This is a genomic window from Dietzia aerolata (assembly GCF_014144865.1).
Taxonomy (GTDB): domain Bacteria; phylum Actinomycetota; class Actinomycetes; order Mycobacteriales; family Mycobacteriaceae; genus Dietzia; species Dietzia aerolata.
This window is the reverse complement of sequence record NZ_JAALDM010000023.1, coordinates 35265-56918: the sequence shown is the minus strand read 5'-3', so window position 1 is coordinate 56918 and position 21654 is coordinate 35265. Positions and strand designations below refer to the sequence as shown.

The window sequence follows — 21654 nt, the reverse complement described above, 5'->3', positions numbered from 1 at the left end:
CCGACCCGCGACGCCGTGGTGGTGGCCGATCCCGCGCGCCGCTCGGGAGGCCGCCGGATCCACGATCCGGCACAGCTCAGCCCCCCGCTTCCGGCGCTGCTTGCCTCGCTCGCCGGGCGAGATCACGTGGTCAAGTGCGCGCCGGGGTTGGACACGTCCGTCCTGGAGCACCGCGGGGAGGTCGAGGTGGTGTCGCTGGACGGCTCGGTGCGCGAGGCGTGCCTGTGGTCGCCGGGACTGTCCGGTGGGGTGGGCCGCCGGGCGACCGTGGTGCGAACCGTCCCGGCCGCGACAGATGTAGAGACGACGACGGCGCCCGCAGATGCGCGCGGCGGAACGTGGGTCGGGGCGTGGGGCGGCGCGTGGGGCGTACCGCGGGTCACCGCAGAGGGGCTCGAGGTGTATGTGGAGGAGGTCACCGATTCCGACGACGACGACGTCGACGCCTCCCCGGAACCGGACCGTTTCATCGTGGATCCGGACGGGGCCGTCGTCCGGGCGGGACTCGTGCGTCACTGGGCCCGCCGTCACGGGCTCCGGCAATTAGACACCCGGATAGCCCACCTGACCGGTCCGCAGATCCCCGCCGGGTACTCGGGTTTCGAGGTGCTCGACCGCTGCAGGCTCGACCGCAAAGAGCTGCGCCGGGTGCTGCGCGAGCGGGACTGCGGGTCGCTGGAAATCCTGGTGCGGGGCGTGGACGCTGACCCGGACGTGCTGCGCCGCTCGCTCTCACTCAAGGGATCCAGGCCGCTGGCGCTGGTGGTCACGCGGATCGAGCGGTCCGCGGTGGTGTTCGTGTGCGGGCCACGCACGCGCGCCGACTGATCGGTCCGCGAACCCTAGTCGAAGAGGTAGACCGCGCCGAGCCCGGTCGTGAGCACGATCCTGCCATCGGAGTCCACGCTCAACCCCGACACCGGGCCGTGCGCCGCCGGCACCAGGATGCGGTGCAGGGTCTCGCCCGAGGCGCCGTCGAGCAGGTGGATGGCGATGCCGGGCTCGCCGGCGGGCTCGTTGCCGGATTCGTCGTCGTCGGATTCGCCGTCGGCACCGCCGTCGCTTGCACTCCCGTCGGCCCGCACCGCGACGAGCACCCGACCATCGTCAGTGGCCGCCGGATTGGTCAGTTGCCGGAGATCATCGCGCCGCCAGAGTTCGCGGCCCGAACCGTCCTCGGAGGAGATGGCCACGACGGGGGAGGGGCCGGCGTCGTCGTCGTGATCATCCTCGGGGCCCCGCCACAACGTCGACGTGCGGCCCCCGGTGACTACCGTCCCGTCCGGCAGCACGGACGGCGGAAGGTCGGGGCGGTACCCCACCGGCGCCGTCCACAGGTGCGCGCCATCGGTGGTGGAGTAGGCGGCGAGGTCACCGTCGTCGGTGTGCACGTACGCCTCGGCCCGGTCGTTCGACAGGACCACCGGCACCCCGAGACGCCCCTCGGATAGCGGGACGCGCCACAGTTCCTCGAGGGCCCCGCCGTGCTCGTCGCCGGAGCCGCCCGAGTCGGAATCGCTCGAATTGAAACGGAGGGCGACCAGCTCGGGGTCGTCGGCACCGGGGGTCCACACGGTGACGTACGCGGTGGCCGTTGAGGTGTCCACCGCCGCCGGGCCGGGCACGGGACAGCCGCGCGCGCCGATCCCGCACCAGGGCAACCCGTAGCCGCGATCATCGGTCGCGATCGGACCGGCCAACCGCAGCTCCGGAGATGAATCCAGACCCGTGTGCGCGTTGACGACCCTGGCCGCGCCCTGATGGGAGATCACCAACAGGTGGCGCTTGTTGAGCAGCGTCACCGTGGTCGGCGTCCCCCTGGTCTGGACGAACCACCGGTTCTCACCCTCGGCGGCCAGGGCGCCGACCCCGCCGTACATCGGCACGAACAAAGACCCGCGCCCATCGACGGTCGCGGTGATACGCGGACCGTCGGTCGGCAGCCGCACACACCAGCGCTTGCGGCCGTCCTCGGCGGACAGGGCGAACAGATTGCAGCCGCGCTCGGAGATCGTGGCCTGATACGAGGTGCCGATGCCGTCCGACGAGGCGACGCCGATCGCCGGCGCTCCCAACGTGCGCGACCACACCAACTCCGGGGACTGCGACACCGACGAATGTGCGCGCCCCGAATTGGGCGGGCCGCCGGTCACCGACGACCAGCTCGCGGCCTGGGGGAGCCGCGCACCGCCGCTCTCGGTACTCGAGGTGCAGCCGGCGAGCAGACCCACCGCGACCGCGACGAGGCCCAGAGCCCGTACGGTGCGCGCTGTCGTTGCCGGTCCCACAGATCCCCCCCTCGTCTGCACTCCCGTGGTGAGAGTCACCGCATGACACTAGTCCGCTCCGGCGCACCGGCTTCGGTGGACGCACCGATGGCGGCCCCGATGCCGACGAGGACGCCGACCTCGATGCCGGCTTCGCGCCGGTTCCGTCGGCCGGGCAGGGGCGGGGGGAATCCCCGGCGATCAGAGCGCACACCGCACCACCCGCCACTACCGTGACGGACATCACGACCGCCCACACGAGAGGCCACACACTCCCGATGACTGCCGTATCTGGACTGGACACCGCACTGAGCCCGCTGGGATTCCTCGAGAAAGCGGCCAGGGTGTCGCCCGACAAGATCGCGGTGGTCGACGGCCCACGGCGGCAGACCTACGCCGAATTCGCCGAACGGGCCACGCGACTGGCCTCGCTGCTGAAGATGCGTGGCGTCGCGCGCGGTGACCGGGTCGGCGTTCTCGCACCGAACTCGGCCGAGGCGCTGCTCGCGCAGTTCGGAGTCCCACTGTCCGGGGGTGCCGTGGTCGCGCTCAACACCCGGCTCGCGCCCGCGGAGATCGCGTACATCGTCGAGCATGCCGGAATCGGGGTGCTCATCGCGGACGCGGACCTGCTGGCGGGACTGGGCGACGAGGTGCCCGAGCAGCTGAAGCTGATCCTGGTCGCCCCCGATGCCGACGGCACCCAACCGGACCCGGCCCGCTTCGGGCCGAAGGCCGAAGCGCTCGAGGAGGCCCTCGAGCTCGCGTCGCCGCAGCCGGTGCCCTGGACCGTCGACGACGAGGACTCGATCATCGCCGTCAACTACACCTCGGGGACCACCGGGCGACCCAAGGGCGTCATGTACACCCACCGTGGCGCCTACCTCAACGCGCTCGGCGAGATCGTCACCCAAAGTCTCGACGCCGACTCCCGGTATCTGTGGACGCTGCCGATGTTCCACTGCAACGGGTGGTGCACCACGTGGGCCCTGACCGGTGCGGCCGGAACACACGTCTGCCTGCGCGCGGTCCGCGGCGACGAGATCTGGCGGCTGTTCGACGCCGAGCGGGTCAACCGACTGGCCGGTGCCCCGGCGGTGCTGTCCACGATCGCCGACGACCCGGCGGCCCGGCCCGTGCAGGGGATCAGCATGGTCACCGCCGGCGCCCCGCCGTCACCGACCATCCTCCGGCGATTCGAGGACCTCGGGATCGACGTGACCCAGGTGTACGGGCTGACCGAGACCTACGGCCCCTTCACCGTGTGCACCCCGCAGCCGGGATGGGCCGACCTGGAACCCGACGATCGCGCTGCACTCAAGTCGCGGCAGGGGGTCGCGATGATCCACGCCGACACCGTCCGCGTCATCGAGCGCACGGCACCCGGGGAGACGACACTCGTCGACGTGCCGGCCGACGGCGTGACGATGGGCGAAGTGGTCATGACCGGCAACGGCGTGATGAAGGGCTACTTCCAGGACCCCGACGCCACCGCCGCAGCCTTCGCCGGAGGATGGTTCCACTCCGGTGACCTCGGCGTGATGCACCCGGACGGCTACGTCCAGTTGCTCGACCGGGCCAAGGACGTGGTGGTCTCCGGCGGCGAGAACATCTCGACGATCGAGGTCGAGCAGGCCATCGCCTCCCATCCGGACGTCATGGACTGTGCGGTCGTGTCCATGCCCGACGAGAAATGGGGCGAGCGGCCCAAGGCGTACGTGGTGGTGCGGCCCGGATCCGAACTCGACGAAAACAGCGTGATCGAGCACTGTCGGACCAGGATCGCGCGCTACAAGGTGCCCGGTGCCGTGGAGCTCACCGAGGCGTTGCCACGGACCTCCACCGGCAAGGTGCGCAAGAACGAACTCCGTGATGCGGCGTGGTCCGGTTGGGAAAAGCGCATCAACTGACTCACCCCGGAACTCCCTCCACCGGTCGCGGGACGTTATTGTGTGTCGAAGGACCATTATCCGGTGTGATCCGGTCACCTGACGGACTGCACCCAGCCCCGACTCGCAGGAGGTCGACGCAGGCCCATGACGAACATCGTCGTACTGATCAAGCAGGTTCCCGATACGTACTCAGAGCGCAAGCTCTCCGATGGGGACTTCACCCTCGACCGCGAGGCCGCGGACGCGGTCTTGGACGAGATCAACGAGAAGGCCGTCGAGCAGGCCCTCCAGATCAAGGAGGCCGGAGAGGGCGAGGTGACCGTCCTGTGTGCCGGTCCGGACCGCGCCACCGAGGCCATCCGTAAGGCACTGTCCATGGGAGCGGACAAGGCTGTCCACCTCAACGACGAGTCGCTGCACGGTTCCGACCTCGTCCAGACCTCGTGGGCACTGGCCAACGTTCTCAACGGCATGGGCGATATCGATCTGATCATCTGTGGCAACGAGGCCACCGACGGTCGCATGGGCGCGGTCCCCGCGCTCCTGGCCGAGTACCTGGGCAAGCCGCAGCTGACCCACATGCGCACTCTCGAGGTCGCCGACGGCGTCGCCCGTGGCGAGCGCGAGACCGATGAGGGCGTCTTCGAGGTCGAGGCCGCACTGCCGGCCATCATTTCCGTGGGCGAGAAGATCAACGAGCCGCGGTTCCCGTCCTTCAAGGGCATCATGGCGGCCAAGAAGAAGCCGGTCGAGGTTCTGACCCTCGCCGACACCGCGGTCGAGGAAGGCCAGGTCGGCAAGGACAACGCGGCCTCCGCCGTCACGTCCTCCACCCCCAAGCCGCCGCGCACCGCGGGCGAGAAGGTCGCAGACGAGGGCGAGGGCGGCAACGACATCGCCAACTACCTCGTCGCCCAGAAGCTCATCTGATCCGAGCTCACCCGACCGACTCATCCCAGACTTTTCAAGGAGAATCCACCATGGCTGAAGTCCTCGTCGCGGTCGAGCATGTCGACGGCGAACTCAAGAAGGTCTCGCTCGAACTGCTCACCGCCGCTCGCACCCTCGGTGAGCCCGCCGCCGTCGTGTTCGGTGAAAGCGGCTCCGCCGCCGCCCTCACCGACGCCCTCAAGGCCGCCGGTGCGGAGAAGATCTACGTCGCCGAGGGCGACGCGGTCCAGAACTACCTGATCACCCCGAAGGTCGACGTCCTGGCCGGCCTCGCCGAGCAGGGTGCCGCCGCGGTGCTGCTCGCCGCCACCTTCGAGGGCAAGGAGGTCGCCGGTCGTGTGGCGGCGCGTACCGGCTCCGGCATCCTCGGTGACGTCATCGAGATTCGCGACAACGGTTCCGCAGTGCACTCGATCTTCGGTGGTGCCTACACCGTCGAGGCCACCGTCGCCGGTGACGTCCCCGTCTACACCGTCCGCCCCGGCTCCATCGAGGCCAACCCGACCGCCGGTGCCGGCGAGGTCGTCGAGGTCGAGGTCCCCGAGCCCGAGAACGCCGCCAAGGTGATCTCGCGCAACCCGATCGTCGGTGGTGACCGCCCCGAGCTCACCGAGGCCACCGTCGTGGTCGCCGGTGGTCGCGGCGTCGGCTCGGCCGAGAAGTTCGAAGAGGTCGTCGAGCCGCTCGCCGATTCGCTCAAGGGCGCTGTCGGTGCCTCGCGTGCCGCGGTCGACTCCGGCTACTACCCGGGCCAGTTCCAGGTCGGTCAGACCGGCAAGACAGTCTCGCCGCAGCTCTACATCGCCCTGGGTATCTCTGGCGCCATCCAGCACCGCGCCGGCATGCAGACCTCCAAGACGATCGTTGCGGTCAACAAGGACGAAGAGGCCCCGATCTTCGAGATCGCGGACTACGGCATCGTCGGCGACCTGTTCAACGTCGCGCCGCAGCTCACCGAGGCCGTCAACGCCCGCAAGTGAGTCGCGACTGAGCCGCCGCGCACGCGGCGGTAGCAGGCCCCACCCGAACCCCGGCACCCCTGCGGTGCCGGGGTTCGGCGTGTTCCGGCGTATCCTTGCCAGCGATATGCGCACCACCCGCACCGTCCACTATCTGGACCACGCCGCCACCACCCCGATGCGACCGGCCGCCGTCGCCGCCTACGCCGAGGCAGCCTCCACGGTCGGCAATGCCTCGTCGCTCCACGGCTCAGGTCGCCGGGCACGTCGGCGCGTCGAAGAGGCTCGCGAACTGTTGGCCCACCACCTCGGATGTCGGCCCTCTGAGGTCGTGTTCACCTCCGGAGGCACGGAGGCCGACAACCTCGCGGTACTCGGACTGGCGACCGCCGCGGCCGGTGACGTCGTGGCCGTGAGTGCCGCAGAGCACCACTCGGTCCTCGACGCCGCGGAGCACCTGTCGAGCGAGCGGGGCGGCCGCAAGGATGTCCGAGTTCTCCCAGTCGACGACCGGGGTGTCGTCCGGCCCGACACCGTACGAGAGCTGTCCGAGAACCTCGGACCGCGCCTCGCATTGGTCGCGACGATGCTGGCGAACAACGAGATCGGGAGCATCACCGACGTCGCGGCCGTCGCCGAGCCCGCGCTGTCCGCCGGGGCCGCGGTGCACACGGATGCCGTTCAGGCGGTGGGACACATTCCTGTGAATTTCGAGGCACTCGGAGTGACCTCGTTGAGCCTGTCCGCCCATAAATTCGGAGGCCCGCTCGGCGTCGGGGCACTGTTGCTCGACCGTGGTGCCGAGTGCCGACCGATCGGTTTCGGGGGCGGTCAGGAACGCGACCTCCGATCCGGTTCGGTCGACGTGCCGGGAGTGGTGGCGATGGCTGCGGCTCTCGATGAGGCCGTCCGCGAAATGGAGTCCGAGGCGCAGCGATTGGCCGCACTGCGGGACCGACTCGTCGAGGGCGTCCTGGAGACCGTTCCCGGCGTGATCGGCAACGGTGGCGGGCAGCGGTTGCCGGGGATCGCTAATCTCACCTTCCCGGGATGCTCCGGGGAGTCGCTCATCTTGCTGCTGGACGCCGCAGGAATCGAGTGTTCGACCGGATCTGCCTGCACTGCGGGAGTCGCCGAGCCCAGCCACGTCCTGCTCGCGACCGGAGCCGACGAGGCAGCGGCCCGCAGTAGCCTCAGACTGAGTCTGGGATACACCACAACCGAGTCCGACGTAGACGAGGCGATCGCTGCACTCGGGCCAGCCGCCGAGCGTGCGCGGGTCGCCGGACTCGGCCTTTCAGGGGCAGGAGCGAGCGCATCATGAGAGTTCTGGCAGCGATGAGCGGGGGAGTGGACTCTGCGGTGGCCGCCGCCAGGGCAGTTGCCGCCGGACACGACGTGGTGGGCGTCCACTTGGCGCTCAGCGCCGATCCCGCGACACTGCGGACAGGGTCACGGGGCTGCTGCTCGCGAGAAGACGCCGGCGACGCCCGACGGGTCGCAGACCTGCTGGGCATCCCGTTCTATGTGTGGGACTTCGCCGAACGATTCCGTGCGGATGTGATCGACGACTTCGTCGAGTCATACGCCCGCGGTGAGACCCCCAACCCGTGTCTTCGTTGCAATGAGCGCATCAAGTTCGAAGCTCTCCTGGAACGCGGTATGGCCCTCGGTTTCGACGCGGTCGCCACCGGACACTACGCCCGGCTCTCCCATGAGGAGCTGACCGACGGCACCACCCGGCCGGTACTGCGTCGGGCCGTCGACGACGCCAAGGACCAGTCCTACGTCCTCGGTGTCCTCACCCCCCGACAGCTGTCTCATTCGATGTTCCCGCTCGGGGACACACCCAAGTCTCAGATCCGTGCGGAAGCCGAGGCCGCAGGATTCTCGGTGGCATCCAAGCCCGACAGTCACGACATCTGCTTTATCCCGTCAGGGGATACGCAGGCTTTCCTCGGCAAGCACATCGGTGTCCGGCCGGGGGCAATGGTCGATGCGGATTCGGGTCAGGAGCTCGGTCAGCATGAGGGCGTCCACGGATTCACCATCGGACAACGCAAGGGACTCGGTCTTCCCGGGCCCGCGCCGGACGGACGACCCCGATACGTCACCGCGATCGACGCCGACACCGGGACGGTGACTGTGGGCGGCGCCGATCACCTTCTGTCGGCCTCGATGACGGCCACCTCCCCGTACTGGCTGGTCGACAGTGACATAACGGAGACCGAGTGCCGGGTCCAGATCCGCGCCCACGGCGAGGCGACCCCGGGATATGTCAGACGCCTTGGCGACGGCCCGGACGCCCGCTTCGAGATCACACTCGACACGCCAGTCCGGGGTGTGGCCCCGGGACAGGCCGCAGTGCTCTACCGCCCCGAGGCCGAGGGCGACCGTGTGCTGGGCAGCGGGACGATCTCCGCGGCTCGGCCGGTCACGGACACCCCGTGAACCCGGTGGTTCCGGCCAGCACCGGCCCGGGCCCGATGCCGGGCGCCGATCCCCGGGAAGCAGCCCGAATCGTGATGGGCGAATGTCACGGCCTCCCCTTCCTCCCGGAACTCACTGGACGGGGTCCGGGTGCGGATCTCGTCGGACGGACCCTGGCGATGCTCGTGGATCTGCCGGTCGACATCTCCCCGCGCGGGTGGCGTCTCGCGCAGTCGCCGGGACGACTGGCGCGACTTGCCACGGACCTGCTGGACCGTGACGGCGACGCACTCGAGGAGGCCGATGAACTCGCCCGAGACCCGGAAGCCGAAACGCCGCCTGTCGCCCGACGACTTCAGGTTCGCGTGGTGGGCCCCTGGTCCCTGGCCGCGGGACTGGAACTTCCGGGCGGATACCCGGTTCTCACCGACCGCGGCGCACGCCGGGACCTGGCTGTCTCGCTCGCCGAGGGCGCCGGCCGGTGGGCGACTCGTGCAGCCGGTCGACTCAGGGCGAGAACCCGGATCGTGCTCGATGAACCATTGCTCTGGAGGGTCGCCGCCGGCACGGTTCCCGCCCCGAGTCATTTCGACCCGGTACCGGCCGTGCCCGCGGAGCAACTCTCGCTCGCACTGTGTCGATTCGCCGATGCCCTGCGGACGGTCGGCGTCGACGAGGTGTTGCTCCGGGTGCCGACGAGCTCCGGCCCCGATGCTCCCGCACGTTTTTCGGCGATCGCCCAGACACCCCAGGGCGAGACCCCACTGGACGGACTGTGCGTGCAGGCTGAACCGCTGTACGCGGCCCGGCAGCATGACGCACTCGATGCCGCCGGGACAGTACTGGGCGACGGTCGGCGGCTCCAACTCGAGGGAGCAGCCGGAATGGCCCGGCAGATCAGTAGCCCGGATGAGGCCGAACGTGCAGCACACGCGCTGCTCGGCCTACTGGACCGCCTGGCCGCGCCACGCTACGAGAGCCTGAACAGACTGATCCTGACCCCCACCGAATCCCAGATGTCGGACCCGGTGTCCGCCACCAGGGCACTGACCGGAGCAAGGCTGCTGGCAGACACCGCACCACGCGTCGCTGAGTGATCCCCCAATGGGCTCACCGTTCAACAGTTCAATGCGGTGGCCCGGATCGGCGCTGGGTTGCGCCGCGGCCGATACACGGTGCATGGCGCGACGCAGCCCTGAGCGGAAGGCCGGTGTCAGATGGCCGCGACGGGCCAAGCGGTGTTGACCCCGGATGCGTCCTTACCGGTCCTCTCCAGATACTGCGCGAAGTCACGTTGACGAGCCTCATGCCAGCGCGCCTGCTGCGCGTTGACCTCGCGCCAATCCGCTGCTGCCAGATCGGGGAGATTGCCGAGGAACTTCCACGCGAGGCGGGCGGCGGCGAGAGCATCCGCAGATGCTTCATGGGCATCCTCCAAACGCACCCCGTGGAATTCACACACGGCGCCGAGGGTGCGCTTGCCCTTGCGGTACGGATCCGCTGCGCGGTCGATGACGAACGGGTCGACGACAGGGCCCGTCACTTCGAAAGAGGGATCCCATCTGCGAAGGATCGTCAGGTCGAAACTCGCATTGAACACGACCAGCGCGCGTCCCTCCCGCCAGCCCGCGCGGATACCCTCCACGGTCTCGGCGATCACCTCGGCATGGGGCCGACCATTGGCCCGGGCGTGCTCCGTGGTGATCCCGTGGACCTCAGTGGCGCCGGCGGGGATCTCGATACCCGGATCAGCGAGCCAGCTCTGATCCTGCTTCCGGGCGCCGTCGACGGCCAGAAGCGCGGAGGTGACGACGTGGGCGGTGCGCGGATCGGGGCCGGTCGTCTCGAGATCGAAAGCGAGCAGACGATTGCGGTCGATGGTGACGGAGGACTGGATATCGGTTGTCATGCTCACACCGTAGGGCAGTGGTCCGACAGTCAGGTTGCGGTCGGGTCTAGCCTGTTGACGTGAGTGAACCGATCGAGAGCAGTGAGCCCATCGGCACGGCGGACATCCCGCCCGAGATTCGACACGCCTGGAACGATCTCGCCGAGACCGTGCGTGATCACCAGTTCCGCTATTACGTCAGGGACGCACCGATCGTCTCGGATGCGGAGTTCGACACCCTGTTCCGGGAACTCCAGGAACTCGAGGAACGACATCCGGGGCTGCGGGGACCGGACTCGCCGACCCAGCTCGTCGGCGGCGGGTTCTCCACCGACTTCGCGCCGGTCGAGCACCTCGAGCGGATGACGAGTCTGGACAACGTGTTCTCGGAGGAGGAGCTGCGGGAGTGGATCGCGTCCGCGGTGGAGCAGGCCAATGTCACCGAGGAGGAGTTGCCGTTCCTGTGCGAGGTCAAGATCGACGGCGTTGCGCTCGATCTCGTCTACCGCGACGGCAAACTCGTCAGCGCCGCCACCCGCGGCGACGGCCGTACCGGGGAGGACGTCACACTCAACGCCCGGACGATCGAGGACATCCCGGTGACGCTCACCGCGGCCGAAGGGCGTCCGGTGCCGACGCTGCTCGAGGTCAGGGGAGAAGTCTTCTTCCGGGTCGAGGATTTTGCCGACCTCAACGCCGGGCTGGTCGCCGAGGGCAAACCGCCGTTCGCGAACCCCCGCAACAGTGCGGCGGGATCGCTGCGGCAGAAGAATCCGGCGATCACAGCCCAGCGAAAGCTGCGTATGTATTGCCACGGACTCGGAGCAGTGGAGGGAGCCTCGTTCGACAGCCTGCATGACGTCTACCTCGCCCTCGCCGAATGGGGGCTGCCGGTCTCGCCCTACACCGCGCCCGCCACCGGTGCCGCGGAGGTGCTCGAGCGGGTTCGTTACTGGGGAGAGCATCGCAGTGACCCCGAGCACGAGATCGACGGGCTCGTGGTGAAGATCGACGACCGCGGGGTGCAGCGTCGGCTGGGCCAGACCTCGCGAGCGCCGAGGTGGGCGATCGCGTTCAAGTACCCGCCCGAGGAAGTGATGACGACGCTGCTCGACATCCGGGTCTCGGTCGGCCGTACCGGGAGGGTCACCCCGTTCGCCTATATGGAGCCCGTTCTCGTGGCCGGTTCGACGGTCTCGCTGGCCACGCTGCACAACCAGACCGAGGTGACGCGCAAGGGTGTCCTGATCGGGGACACCGTCGTGATCCGCAAGGCGGGCGACGTGATCCCGGAGGTGCTCGGCCCGGTGGTGGAGCGGCGGGACGGCACAGAGCGGGAGTTCGTGTTCCCCGAGCGGTGCCCGGAATGCGACACGGTGCTGGCACCGGCCAAGGAAGGTGATGCCGACTGGCGCTGCCCCAACCAGCGGTCGTGCCCGGCGCAGTTGCGGGAGCGACTGTTCTACCTCGCCTCCCGAAACGCGTTGGACATCGAGGCGCTCGGATACGAGGGAGCCTCGGACCTGCTGGCCAGTGGGGTGCTCGAGAACGAGGCCGGGCTGTTCGAGCTCACCGAGGCGGATCTGCTCCGGACCGACCTCTACACCCGTACGGTCAAGGCCACGCGAAAGCAGATCGACGAGGGCGCCGAGCCGGAGCGGATCGCGCTCAGCGAGAACGGCCGCAAATTGATTGCGAATCTGGCGACCGCGAGCGATCGCCCGCTGTGGCGGGTTCTGGTCGCGCTGTCGATCCGACACGTCGGCCCGACCGCGGCGAGAGCGCTCGCGACGCGCTTCCAGACAATGGGAGCGATCCGGGCGGCGACCGAGGAGGAATTGGCAGAGACCGACGGCGTGGGTGGCACTATCGCCGCGTCCGTCGTCGAGTGGTTTGACGTCGACTGGCATCGAGAGATCGTCGACCGCTGGACCGCCGCCGGGGTCTCGATGGCCGACGAGCGTGACGAGTCGGTGCCGCGCACCCTCGAGGGGTTGACGATCGTCGCGACGGGCTCGCTGGAAGGGTTCACCCGCGACGGGATCAAGGAAGCGATCATCTCCCGGGGCGGTAAGGCCTCGAGCTCGGTGTCCAAGAAAACCGACTACGTGGTGGTGGGGGACAACCCCGGATCCAAGGCGACCAAGGCCGAGGAATTGGGGCTGACCATCCTCGATGAGGCCGCCTTCGTCGAGTTGCTGGAGAACGGGCCGGCCGGGGATGACGACACCGATCAGGAGGAGACCGACGGGTGACGGCAGGGCATCCCGTGACGCAATTGGCGCAGTTTCCGTGGCCGCTGATCCTCGGAGGACTCCTCGGCCTGGTGCTGAGCCTTGCGGCCGTCCGGTGGGGCGCGCGACGGACCGCGAGTCAGGGCGTCGTGGTGCATCTGGCCGCCTCGCTGGCAGGGGCATCAGCGGGGGCATTCGCCGGTCTGGTGTGGATGTGGGTAGACCCGATGGCGCGGTCGTTCGCCTGCCTCTACGCCTGTCAGGAGGGCATGCAGTTCCTGTCGAACGAGCAGTTCCGCCAGATCACCCTCATGGCGGACCTGGCGTGGGTTCTACCGCTCATTGCCCTTGTGTCTGGTGCCGTGGCGCTGTGGGCATCGCGGCGTGACAGAAGACGTCCGGGCGGGGATCAGCCGGCCTGAAGCGTGCGGAGAATTCCGGTGAGGTAGCCGAGCCGGGCGATCTCCGAAGGCCGGAACGAGGGGCCACCGGGACGGCCCACCACGACGACGGTCCCGTCCATCAGCGGCGCAGCGGCGAGAGCGGTGTCCATCGCCGTCCAGGCCGCCGGCACGGTGTCGTCGTCGTCCCCGATCGCGATGGCCCGATCCAGGCCGCACAACGGCTCCACCCGCCCGGCCTCCGATGTCGGGGCGGACTCGCCACGCGCGACCACCTGGCAGGTCTCACCCGAGACGTCGACCACCAGGGCCCATCCGACACGCAACGCCGACGGCAGCTCGTCGGCGAGCAACTGGTTGGCCTCGGCACCAGCGCTGGCCACCGCATCGATCAGTTCGAGCTCACGGTGCGCGTCGAGGATGCCGCCGAACGGGCGGAGGGAATCGACCACCACACCGTCCAGCCGCTCGGCCGCGGTGATGAGCGTGTCCGGGAAGGTGCCGTGGGGGACATTCACCACGATGTCGTCCACCGCGACCCCGTCGAAACGGTCCACCACGTCCAGGCTGATGATGTCCGCGCCCTCGGAACCGAGCTCCATCGCGAGGTGTCCGAGGCTTCCCGGGCGGTCGGGAAGGAGGACACGGAGCAGATATGACATGACGCCATTGTGCCGCACCGAGCCGGGCTGACTAGGCTGGGCCGGTACCGACCACGTCACCGAAAGGGGCAGGCACGTGACCTCGATCTCACGCGGGGACGTCGCCCATCTGGCCAGGCTCTCTCGCCTGGATCTGAGCGACTCCGAGCTGGATTCTTACGCACAGCAGCTCACCGACATCCTCGTCCACGTGCAGGCGGTGTCCGAGGTTGCCGCGGACGACGTCCCGGCGATGAGCCATCCCACCGCGATCAGCAATGTCTACCGCGACGACGTCGTGGCACCGGGGCTGAGCCCCGAGCAGGCGCTCGACCAGGCCCCGGCCTCGGACCAGCAGCGCTTTGAGGTTCCGCAGATCCTGGGAGAGGACGCATGACCGATCTGACCACCGCCACGGCCGCCGAGCTCGCAGGGCGGATCGCCGCCCGCGAGGTCTCCTCGGAAGAGGTCACCCGGGCGCACCTGGACCGGATCGCCGAGGTTGACGGCGAGATCAACGCCTACCTCCATGTCGGGGGAGACGAGGCGCTCGAGGCCGCCCGGGCCGTCGACGCCCGGCTGGCCGGTGGCGAGGAGCTCGGCCCGTTGGCCGGAGTGCCGGTCGCGCTCAAGGACGTGTTCACCACGACCGACGCCCCGACAACGTGCGCGTCCAAGATGCTCGACGGATACATGTCACCGTACGACGCGACGGTCACCTCGCGGCTGCGCGCCGCGGGCATTCCGATCCTTGGCAAGACGAACCTGGACGAGTTCGCGATGGGCTCCTCCACCGAGAACTCCGCCTACGGCCCCACCAAGAACCCCTGGGACCACACCCGCACGCCCGGCGGATCCGGCGGCGGTTCGGCCGCAGCACTGGCGTCCCACCAGGCGCCGCTCGCTGTCGGCACGGACACCGGCGGCTCCATCCGGCAGCCCGCCGCGCTCACCGCGACCGTCGGGGTCAAGCCCACCTACGGCACGGTCTCCAGGCACGGGCTGGTCGCCTCCGCCTCGTCGCTGGACCAGGGCGGACCCTGCGCCCGGACGGTCGAGGACGCGGCCCTGCTGCACCAGGTGATCGCCGGACATGATCCGAGCGACTCGACGAGCCTGAACGTGGCCATCGACGACATGGTGGCGGCGGCCCGCGAGGGCGCACGCGGCGACCTCAAGGGAGTGCGCGTCGGCGTGGTCCGTGAGCTCGGCGGCGAGGGCTACCAGGCCGGCGTCGAGGCGGCGTTCCAGTCCGCGGTGGAGACCCTGCGCGGTCTCGGAGCCGAGGTCGTGGAGGTCTCGTGCCCCAACTTCCAGTACGCCCTGCCCGCCTACTACCTCATCCTGCCGTCCGAGGTCTCCAGTAACCTCGCGCGATTCGACGCCATGCGCTACGGACTGCGCACCGGTGACGGATCCGCGGACCAGGTGATGGCCGCCAGCCGCGCGGAGGGCCTCGGCCCCGAGGTCAAGCGACGGATCATGCTCGGCACCTACGCCCTGTCGGCTGGCTACTACGACGCCTTCTACGGTCAGGCGCAGAAGATCCGGACGCTCATCGCCCGCGATTTCGACGCGGCCTACGAGAAGGTCGACGTCCTGGTCTCGCCCACCACGCCCACCACCGCGTTCCCGCTCGGGGACAAGGTGTCGGACCCGGTCGCGATGTACAAGTTCGACCTGTGCACGCTGCCGCTGAACCTGGCGGGCCACTGCGGCATGTCTGTGCCGACCGGTCTCGTCGACGGCCTGCCGACCGGAATGCAGATCATGGCCCCGGCCCTGGCCGACGAGCGTCTGTACCGGGTCGGTGCGGCGTTCGAGGCCGCGAGGGGTGCGATCGCGTGACCGTGGTCCCCGAGCGGGACGCATGGAAGGCCCTCGCAGCCCTGGTCATCGGGTTCTTCATGATCCTGGTCGACCAGACGATCGTCGCGGTGGCCACCGAGTCCTTCGTCACGGGGCTCGGCGCCACCACGAACCAGGTCATCTGGGTCACCAGCGCCTACCTGCTCGCGTATGTGGTCCCCCTGCTGTTCACCGGACGGCTGGGGGACCAGATCGGCCCGCGCACGGTGGCCATCGCGGGGCTGGTGGTCTTCACCGGGGCCTCACTCTGGTGCGGTCTCGCGCCCGATATCGAGGCCCTCATCGTGGCGAGGGTCTTCCAGGGCATCGGTGCCGCGCTGCTGACACCACAGTCGCTCAGCGTCATCACCCGCGTGTTCGCGCCCGCCCGCCGCGGCGCCGCGATGGGGGCGTGGGGAGCGGTCGCGGGAATCGCGTCCGTGGTCGGGCCGATCCTCGGCGGAGTGCTCATCGACCTGTTCGACTGGCGCTGGATCTTCTTCGTCAACATCCCCTTCGGAATCCTCGCCGTGATCCTGGTGTGGCTGTGGGTGCCCGAGTTGGGAACGCGGTCCCACTCCTACGACATACCGGGAATCCTGATGTCGGCGGTGGGGATGTTCCTGCTGGTGTTCGGCATCCAGCAAGGCGAGTCCCACGGTTGGGGCGCCACGACCGGTGCGCTGATCGCGGCCGGACTGCTCGGCCTTGCGGTGTTCCTGTGGTGGCAGTCGCGGATCCGCACCGAGCCGCTGGTGCCTCTACGGCTGTTCCGGGACCGCAACTTCTCGATCGGCAACTTCGGTGTCTCCACGATCGGGTTCGTCACGGCCGGCACCATGGTCCCGCTGATGTTCTATCTGCAGGGCGTCAAGGGACTGTCGCCCACCCAGGCCGGCCTCATGCTGTTGCCGATGGCGGTGGTGGCGGGGATCCTCGCGCCCGTCGTGGGCGGGCTCTCCGATCGCCTCGACCCGCGCATCTTCACCGGGGTCGGCTACTTCTCGTACGCGATCTCGATGTTCTGGCTTGCGCTGGGCATGGATTCCCAGTCCTCGATCCCGATGCTGCTCGGCCCCATCGCCCTGATGGGGGTGGCCAACGGGTGCGTCTGGGCGCCCACGTCCTCCACCGCGATGCGCAGGTTGGACCTGGAGTCGGCGGGTGCCGGATCGGGTGTCTACAACACGACGCGTCAGGTCGGTGCGGTGCTCGGGTCCGCGGCGATCGGCGCCCTGATGCAGGCCCGCCTCGTCGCCCACGGGGACGTCGGTCAGGCGGTCGCGGACTCGATGTTCCTGCCCGCGGTCGTGGTCCTGTTGGGCGGTCTGGCCACGATGTGGTTCCGAACAGGTGGGCCGGTCGATGGACAGGCCGGTGAACAGTCGGTGAGCACGGCGCGGTGACCCCGGTTCGTCCCTAGACTGCTGGGGAACCGAGAGGAGCTCCACGTGCGAATTGGCGTGCTCACCGCCGGCGGCGACTGCCCCGGACTCAACGCTGTGATCCGGGCGCTGGTCCGGACCGCTCACTCCGAGTACGACTCGCCGGTCCTGGGTTTCCAGGACGGGTGGTCCGGGCTGGTGGATGATCGTGCGGTCCCGTTGTACGACGACGAGGAGATCGACCGCCTGCTGCTGCGCGGTGGCACCGTGCTCGGAACGGGGCGTCTCAACCCGGATATCCTCACGGCCAGTCTGCCGGAGATCCGGCAGACGATCTCTCGGCACTCTCTCGACGCGTTGGTCGCCATCGGTGGCGACGGAACCCTCAAGGCCGCCCGGTGGCTCACCGAGAACGGCATCCCGGTGGTGGGGGTGCCCAAGACCATTGACAACGACGTGGGCGGGACCGACTACACCTTCGGGTTCGACACCGCGGTGTCGATCGCCTCGGACGCGATCGACCGACTGCACACCACTGCGGAGTCCCATGAGCGCGTGATGCTCGTGGAGGTCATGGGCCGACACGCGGGGTGGATCGCGCTGCATGCCGGGCTGGCGTCCGGGGCACACATGATCGTCATCCCCGAGGTCCCGTTCGACATCGATTACGTCTGCAAGGTCATGAGGCGTCGGTTCCAGATGGGCGAGGCCTACGGGATCTGCGTGGTGGCCGAGGGCGCCACCCCCATTGAGGGTTCCGGGATGACGCTCCGCGAGGGCGGCATCGATCAGTTCGGTCATCAGGTCTTCACCGGGGTCGCCGACCAGATGGCGGCCGCGATCACCGAACGGATGGACCGGGACGTGCGCACGACCGTGCTCGGGCACATCCAGCGTGGTGGCACACCCACCGCGTATGACCGGGTCCTGGCGACCCGGTTCGGTGTCCACGCGGCGCACGCCGTCCACCGCGGTGACTTCGGTCAGATCGTGGCCCTGCGGGGCGAGTCGATCGCGATGGTGCCGGTAGAGGAGGCGGTGGCCGTTCTCAAGACCGTTCCCGAGGACCGCTACCGCGAGGCCGCCTGCCTCTTCGGCTAGATTGTTGCGCATGGAGTTCACCGAGGTCGTGTCACGTTTCGATCCCGTCATGGGTATGGAGGTGCACGTCGAGCTGCACACCGCCACCAAGATGTTCTGCGGTTGTCCGACCGCATTCGGGGCTGAGCCCAACACACAGGTGTGTCCGGTGTGCATCGGCCTGCCCGGCGCCCTGCCCGTCGTCAACCGCCAGGCGGTCGAGTGGGCGATCAAGATCGGTCTGGCGCTGAACTGCTCGATCGCCCCGCACAGTCGCTTCGCCCGGAAGAACTACTTCTACCCGGACCAGCCGAAGAACTACCAGATCTCGCAGTACGACGAGCCGATCGCGCACGACGGCTACCTGGACGTCGAGCTCGAGGACGGTACGACCTGGCGGGTCGACATCGAGCGTGCCCATATGGAGGAGGACACCGGCAAGTCCACCCACGTGGGGTCGGCGTCGGGTCGGATCCACGGCGCCACCCACTCGCTGCTGGACTTCAACCGGGCCGGCGTGCCGCTGATCGAGATCGTCTCCAAGCCGATCGTCGGCGCGGGGGAGCGGGCACCCGAGATCGCCCGCGCCTACGTCTCCGCACTCCGCGACCTGCTCAAGAGCCTCGACGTGTCCGACGTCCGCATGGACCAGGGGTCGATGCGGTGCGACGCGAACGTCTCACTCATGCCGAAGGGCACCACCGAGTTCGGCACGCGCACCGAGACGAAGAACGTCAACTCCCTCAAGAGCGTCGAGGTGGCCGTCCGGTACGAGATGTGCCGCCAGGCCGACGTGCTCACCGAGGGCGGCGAGGTCGTGCTGGAGACCCGCCATTTCCAGGAGGGCGACGGCACCACCACCGCCGGACGCCCCAAGGAGTCCGCCGAGGACTACCGCTACTTCCCGGACCCGGACCTGGCCCCCGTCGAGCCGTCGGAGGACCTCGTCGAGCAGATCCGTGCGGACCTGCCCGAGTTGCCGTGGGTCCGCCGTGCGCGGGTCCAGGCGGAGTGGGGAGTCTCCGATGAGGAGATGCGGGACCTCGTCAACGCCGGTGCCCTGGACCTGATCCTGGCGACCGTCGATGCCGGCGCCTCACCGACCGAGGCGCGGTCCTGGTGGGTGTCTTACCTGTCCCAGCAGGCAAACAAGCGGGGGGTCGAGCTGTCGGCACTCCAGATCACCCCGGCGCAGGTGGCCCGGGTGATCGAGCTGGTCTCCGAGGGCAAGCTCACCAACAAGCTCGGCCGGCAGGTCGTCGACGCCGTCCTCGACGGCGAGGGCGAGCCCGATCAGATCGTCGCGGACAAGGGCCTCGAGGTGGTCCGCGACGACTCGGCCCTCCAGGCGGCCGTCGACGAGGCGCTCGCGGCGCAGCCGGATATCGCGGACAAGATCCGCTCCGGCAAGGTCCAGGCCGCCGGCGCGATCGTCGGTGCGGTCATGAAGGCCACGCGCGGCCAGGCCGACCCGGCCCGCGTCAAGGAACTGGTCATCGCCGCCTGCAGCTAGGGCGAACCGCACGTCCAGCGTGTCGCGGTCGTCCACCGCGCACTCTCGCAGGACGTGCCTGTGGCGCACACCGCCAGCGGGGCGAAAGCCAACCGGCCGGGTCCATGAGGGCCCGGCCGGCGTCGTTGTCGTCGTCGTAAAATCTCTCTCCCGCGCCGACCCCGGGCCACCTCCCGGCTACATCCGGGCGTCCCCACCGCCACCGGACTGCGGCAGGATCACCGCGCGGTCATCGGTGGGCACCGGCGTGCCGCCCATCTTGTTGGTGGTCCCGGCGAGCAGGATCCCGTCGCCGATCGCGGTGAGCCCCGTCAACCGGCCGTACTCACCCTCGGCGAGCGGCTCCGGCTGCCCGGTGGCGGCCCCGCCGGAGGTCTGGACCGTATCGACGCGCTCGGCGTTCGGAAGGGCGATCGACAGCGTGCCCTCGGCGGCCGCACAGCCGCCCGCCTGACGCTGATCCGGCCACGTCCACACGACGCGATCAGGCGTGCGCAGCGCCGCACCGCGGTCCGAGACGGTGGACAGGAACACCTCGTCCGCATGGGTGCACACCGCCGTCACCCGGCCCAGCCCCGTGGCCAGCACCTCGGGGTTCTCGGCGCGGCCGATGCCCGTGAAACCAGGGAACCGCACCAGCTCGTCCCCGGCCGCCACCGTGAGGACCTTGTCGACGAACGCCAGACCGCCGGACTCCGCCGGCGGGAGCTCGGCCACCGTCCGCGGCGTGTCCCCGCGCGCGAGACGCTCGACGCGGGTCGGACCGTCGCCCACGACCAGCAGGTACACCAGGCGATCCTCCGCGTAGTCCGGTGACGGCGTCACCGCGGCTACCCGGCCGCCACGCGGGTCGACCCGCCCGAACTCCTCCGGCTCGGTCTCCGGCGCGACGATCTTGATCCCACCCGTGGATTCGGCCACCAGGGCCTTGTCCCCGATGGACGCGACCGACACGGCCGGCTCCAGGCAGGTCGCGATGACCGCAGGATCCGGATCGACACACGGGCCGGTCTCGGGTTCAGGGGCGGGCGACTGCGAACCGGACGTGGGCGGCGGCATCTGTGAGCTCGGCGGTGGCGACGGCGGGGGTGCCCCCTGCCCCGGACCCGGAGCGGGGGTGAACGGATCGTCCAGCCGGTCATCGAATCTCGCGCAGCCGGACACCACCAGCACCAGTGCGAGAAGCAGCGAGATCGATCTCATGCCGACTAGAGTACGGCCCGCCGTGTCCTCGGTGCGCGCGTGGCGGGCTGCGCCTACAGTCGATTCGTGACTTCCTCAAAGCCCGGAGATGACGCCCGTACCGAGATCATCCACGACGTCGACTACCCGTTGGACGTCCCCGCCGCGTCGGGGTCGTCCTCCGGGGACGCGGCGACCACGGCGTTCCCCGCGGCGACGTCGGCCACCACGGCGTTCCCCGCCGCAGGCGGTACGGACTACTCGCAGTTCGCCGAGTCCGGCGGGTACGACATGTCGACGCCGCTGCCCTTCGGTGAGGAGCCCACCACGATCGCGCCTGGTCCGCGCGATGACATCGGCAGGCGCGGAACCACCGACCTGGGCCTGTTCATCCTGCGCGTAACCGTGGGCGTGCTGCTCACCCTGCGGGGTCTGCAGAAGCTGTTCGGACTGTTCAACGGGCCCGGCATCGACGGGATGACGGCGACGCTGACCGAGGCCGGGTTTGAGCAGGCGCGACTGCTGGCGATCGCCGGCGGTGCGGTCGAGCTGGTGGGCGGGATCATGCTCGTGGTCGGCCTCGCCACCCCGATGGCCGTGGCGGGCCTGCTCGGCCTCGTCGGGCTCATCATCGCCATCACCATGACCGGGAGCGAGCCGGTGCCGCTGCTCGGCGAGACCACGCGAGGCCTGGAAGCGTCGGTCCTCTATGCAGCCGCCCTGCTCGCCCTGCTGTTCACCGGGCCCGGACGGTGGGCCCTGGACCGCAAGTGGGGATGGTCGCATCGGCCGCGGTTCAGCGGAATCATCTGGCTGGTGATCGTGGCCGTGATCGTCGGACTGGTCTGGTACTTCCTCAACGGCACCAACCCGCTGACCTCGAGTGGCAACAGCGCCCCGGTCACCGCGGGCTGATCGCGCTGCGGTGACCGGGGCGACCCGGGACTGCTGGTAGTGCCGGGAACCGCGTCCCCGGCCCGGCG

The 21654-nt window shown here is 69.3% G+C and carries 19 protein-coding genes; 15 read left to right on the top strand and 4 right to left on the bottom strand.

The window, feature by feature from the left end; all coding sequences use genetic code 11:
• A partial coding sequence (locus G6016_RS02005; protein ID WP_422110426.1) for a THUMP-like domain-containing protein occupies positions 1-828 on the top strand: 828 nt, incomplete at its 5' end.
• 14 nt (positions 829-842) lie between these two features.
• Here the strand turns inward: G6016_RS02005 and G6016_RS02000 are convergent.
• On the bottom strand, positions 843-2288 hold the full coding sequence (locus G6016_RS02000) for a BamB-related PQQ repeat family beta-propellar protein (protein ID WP_182631038.1): 1446 nt from the start codon (positions 2286-2288) through the stop codon (positions 843-845).
• Positions 2289-2545: 257 nt separating this feature from the next.
• On the opposite strand from G6016_RS02000, the gene G6016_RS01995 reads away from it, so the two are divergent.
• The 6 genes from G6016_RS01995 (at position 2546) to G6016_RS01970 (ending at position 9596) form a co-directional block, all read left to right on the top strand.
• On the top strand, positions 2546-4177 hold the full coding sequence (locus G6016_RS01995; protein WP_182631037.1) for an AMP-binding protein: 1632 nt from the start codon (positions 2546-2548) through the stop codon (positions 4175-4177).
• A gap of 126 nt (positions 4178-4303) precedes the next feature.
• On the top strand, positions 4304-5089 hold the full coding sequence (locus tag G6016_RS01990; RefSeq protein WP_182631036.1) for an electron transfer flavoprotein subunit beta/FixA family protein: 786 nt from the start codon (positions 4304-4306) through the stop codon (positions 5087-5089).
• Positions 5090-5139: 50 nt separating this feature from the next.
• Entirely contained in the window at positions 5140-6090 is a 951-nt protein-coding gene (locus tag G6016_RS01985) for an electron transfer flavoprotein subunit alpha/FixB family protein (protein WP_182631035.1), read from the top strand.
• Between the two features lie 106 nt (positions 6091-6196).
• Positions 6197-7393: a cysteine desulfurase family protein gene (locus G6016_RS01980; RefSeq protein WP_182631034.1), complete on the top strand. Its 1197-nt coding sequence runs from the start codon at positions 6197-6199 to the stop codon at positions 7391-7393.
• Entirely contained in the window at positions 7390-8520 is a 1131-nt protein-coding gene (mnmA, locus tag G6016_RS01975; RefSeq protein ID WP_182631033.1) for a tRNA 2-thiouridine(34) synthase MnmA, read from the top strand. The genes G6016_RS01980 and mnmA overlap by 4 nt, the downstream gene beginning before the upstream one ends.
• On the top strand, positions 8517-9596 hold the full coding sequence (locus G6016_RS01970) for a cobalamin-independent methionine synthase (protein ID WP_182631032.1): 1080 nt from the start codon (positions 8517-8519) through the stop codon (positions 9594-9596). The genes mnmA and G6016_RS01970 overlap by 4 nt, the downstream gene beginning before the upstream one ends.
• A gap of 116 nt (positions 9597-9712) precedes the next feature.
• Here G6016_RS01970 and G6016_RS01965 read toward each other — a convergent pair whose 3' ends face one another.
• A complete protein-coding gene (locus tag G6016_RS01965) occupies positions 9713-10408 on the bottom strand; it encodes an exonuclease domain-containing protein (RefSeq protein WP_182631031.1) in 696 nt (231 codons plus the stop codon).
• A 59-nt stretch (positions 10409-10467) separates the two neighbouring features.
• Between G6016_RS01965 and ligA the strand changes: the two genes are divergently transcribed.
• Positions 10468-12642 carry an NAD-dependent DNA ligase LigA gene (gene ligA / locus G6016_RS01960; protein WP_182631030.1) on the top strand — a complete coding sequence of 725 codons (2175 nt, stop codon included), beginning with the start codon at positions 10468-10470 and terminating at the stop codon, positions 12640-12642.
• On the top strand, positions 12639-13043 hold the full coding sequence (locus tag G6016_RS01955) for a hypothetical protein (RefSeq protein ID WP_182631029.1): 405 nt from the start codon (positions 12639-12641) through the stop codon (positions 13041-13043). The genes ligA and G6016_RS01955 overlap by 4 nt, the downstream gene beginning before the upstream one ends.
• Here the strand turns inward: G6016_RS01955 and G6016_RS01950 are convergent.
• Positions 13031-13684, bottom strand: coding sequence for an ACT domain-containing protein (locus tag G6016_RS01950; RefSeq protein ID WP_182631028.1), 654 nt, complete (start codon positions 13682-13684; stop codon positions 13031-13033). The genes G6016_RS01955 and G6016_RS01950 overlap by 13 nt on opposite strands.
• 76 nt (positions 13685-13760) lie before the next feature.
• Between G6016_RS01950 and gatC the strand changes: the two genes are divergently transcribed.
• From gatC to gatB, 5 genes are read left to right on the top strand one after another with little or no spacing between them, the layout of a single operon-like run.
• On the top strand, positions 13761-14060 hold the full coding sequence (gene gatC / locus G6016_RS01945) for an Asp-tRNA(Asn)/Glu-tRNA(Gln) amidotransferase subunit GatC (protein ID WP_182631027.1): 300 nt from the start codon (positions 13761-13763) through the stop codon (positions 14058-14060).
• Positions 14057-15511, top strand: coding sequence for an Asp-tRNA(Asn)/Glu-tRNA(Gln) amidotransferase subunit GatA (gene gatA, locus G6016_RS01940; RefSeq protein ID WP_182631026.1), 1455 nt, complete (start codon positions 14057-14059; stop codon positions 15509-15511). Before gatC ends, gatA begins: the two co-directional genes overlap by 4 nt.
• Positions 15508-16917 carry a DHA2 family efflux MFS transporter permease subunit gene (locus G6016_RS01935; protein ID WP_182631025.1) on the top strand — a complete coding sequence of 470 codons (1410 nt, stop codon included), beginning with the start codon at positions 15508-15510 and terminating at the stop codon, positions 16915-16917. The genes gatA and G6016_RS01935 overlap by 4 nt, the downstream gene beginning before the upstream one ends.
• A gap of 45 nt (positions 16918-16962) precedes the next feature.
• Entirely contained in the window at positions 16963-17997 is a 1035-nt protein-coding gene (locus G6016_RS01930) for an ATP-dependent 6-phosphofructokinase (protein WP_182631024.1), read from the top strand.
• Between the two features lie 10 nt (positions 17998-18007).
• Positions 18008-19489 carry an Asp-tRNA(Asn)/Glu-tRNA(Gln) amidotransferase subunit GatB gene (gene gatB, locus G6016_RS01925; RefSeq protein ID WP_182631023.1) on the top strand — a complete coding sequence of 494 codons (1482 nt, stop codon included), beginning with the start codon at positions 18008-18010 and terminating at the stop codon, positions 19487-19489.
• Positions 19490-19666: 177 nt separating this feature from the next.
• On the opposite strand, the gene G6016_RS01920 is transcribed toward gatB, so the two are convergent.
• Complete coding sequence (locus G6016_RS01920) at positions 19667-20692, bottom strand: oxidoreductase (RefSeq protein WP_182631022.1); 1026 nt, start codon at positions 20690-20692, stop codon at positions 19667-19669.
• Between the two features lie 66 nt (positions 20693-20758).
• Between G6016_RS01920 and G6016_RS01915 the strand changes: the two genes are divergently transcribed.
• Positions 20759-21586, top strand: coding sequence for a DoxX family membrane protein (locus G6016_RS01915; protein ID WP_182631021.1), 828 nt, complete (start codon positions 20759-20761; stop codon positions 21584-21586).
• Positions 21587-21654 lie beyond the last annotated feature (68 nt).

Coding starts and splice junctions, on each gene's coding strand:
- gatB (WP_182631023.1), top strand. CDS start 18,008: ATGGAGTTCACCGAGGTCGTGTCACGTTTCGATCCCGTCATGGGTATG.
- G6016_RS01950 (WP_182631028.1), bottom strand. CDS start 13,684: ATGTCATATCTGCTCCGTGTCCTCCTTCCCGACCGCCCGGGAAGCCTC.
- G6016_RS01980 (WP_182631034.1), top strand. CDS start 6,197: ATGCGCACCACCCGCACCGTCCACTATCTGGACCACGCCGCCACCACC.
- gatA (WP_182631026.1), top strand. CDS start 14,057: ATGACCGATCTGACCACCGCCACGGCCGCCGAGCTCGCAGGGCGGATC.
- G6016_RS01990 (WP_182631036.1), top strand. CDS start 4,304: ATGACGAACATCGTCGTACTGATCAAGCAGGTTCCCGATACGTACTCA.
- G6016_RS01965 (WP_182631031.1), bottom strand. CDS start 10,408: ATGACAACCGATATCCAGTCCTCCGTCACCATCGACCGCAATCGTCTG.
- G6016_RS01985 (WP_182631035.1), top strand. CDS start 5,140: ATGGCTGAAGTCCTCGTCGCGGTCGAGCATGTCGACGGCGAACTCAAG.
- G6016_RS01995 (WP_182631037.1), top strand. CDS start 2,546: ATGACTGCCGTATCTGGACTGGACACCGCACTGAGCCCGCTGGGATTC.
- G6016_RS01920 (WP_182631022.1), bottom strand. CDS start 20,692: ATGAGATCGATCTCGCTGCTTCTCGCACTGGTGCTGGTGGTGTCCGGC.
- mnmA (WP_182631033.1), top strand. CDS start 7,390: ATGAGAGTTCTGGCAGCGATGAGCGGGGGAGTGGACTCTGCGGTGGCC.